General features: G+C 65.1%; 1 pseudogene. It reads left to right on the forward strand.

Annotated features, from left to right (window positions below):
- The first annotated feature begins 71 nt into the window (after nucleotides 1-71).
- A pseudogene (locus N1031_RS20375) lies at nucleotides 72-1,201 on the forward strand (IS30 family transposase).
- Nucleotides 1,202-1,217: the final 16 nt, after the last annotated feature.

Below are 1,217 nucleotides of genomic sequence, written 5' to 3' on the forward strand. Positions count from 1 at the left end.
CGCAGGTTCTAGCGGTGTGTGCAACGCCTGACGATTGAGGGGTGTTGATGATGGCGTATTTCTCGTCGCGGATGCTGGCGGTGACGGTGAATCAGTTGTGGGATCTGCGGGCTCGGGGGTTGACCACGGCCGAGATCGGGGCGGTGATCGGGTGGTCACCGACCGCGGTGAAGCAGCATGTCCGTGAGTATGGCGGGGTGCGTCCTCGCCGCTCGGACGGGCGGGCGTTGAGGTTCGAGGAGCGGGAGGAGATCCTCGCGGGTCGCGCAGCAGGGTTATCGATGCGGGAGATCGGCCGCCGGCTGGGGCGGGCCGCGTCCACGATCTCGAGAGAGTTGGCCCGGAACACGAACGAGTGGGGCAAGTATCGGGCCACGACCGCGCAGGCGCGCGCGTTCGAACGGGCCAGACGCCCGAAACCGTCGAAGCTGGTCACCAACACCCGCCTCCGGGAGCATGTGGCTACGGAGTTGGGGTTACGGCGGTCTCCGGAACAGATCGTGGGACGCTTGCACGTGTTGTTCCCAGAGGATGCGGAGATGCGGGTGAGTGCCGAGACGATCTATCAAGCGATCTATCTCCAAGCCCGCGGCGGACTCAAACACGAACTCACGACCGCGGTCAGGACCGGGCGCACGCTCCGGAAACCCGCCCGGGCAGCTCAGGAACGGCGCGGCCGCATCCCGGGGATGGTGATGATCCAGGACCGGCCGGCCGAGGCCGACGACCGTACCGTTCCCGGGCACTGGGAGGGGGACCTGATCATCGGTAAGAACGGCCGCTCCGCGATCGGAACTGTGATCGAACGTCACTCGAACTACCTGATGCTGATCCACATCCCTGCCGGCACGAACCGGGTCGAAGCGGTTCGGGATGGTCTGATCGACAAGCTCGGCTCGCTCCCCGATGCGCTGCGGCGCTCGATCACCTGGGACCAGGGCAGCGAGATGCACAAACATCACGAAACCGCTGTCGGCGCGGATATCGACGTGTTCTTCTGCGACCCCCACTCGCCCTGGCAACGCGCGTCGAACGAGAACACCAACGGACTCCTACGCCAATACTTCCCCAAGGCACCGACCTCACCATCCACACCCCAGACGACCTCGCCTACGTCGAGTGGGAGATGAACACCCGCCCCCGCAAACGCCTCCACTTCGCCACCCCAGCTGAGATCATCGAACCCTACCTGTTGCACTGACCACTAGAGACCACCC

The sequence above is a fragment of the Herbiconiux moechotypicola genome (assembly GCF_024979255.1).
Taxonomy (GTDB): Bacteria; Actinomycetota; Actinomycetes; order Actinomycetales; family Microbacteriaceae; genus Herbiconiux; species Herbiconiux moechotypicola.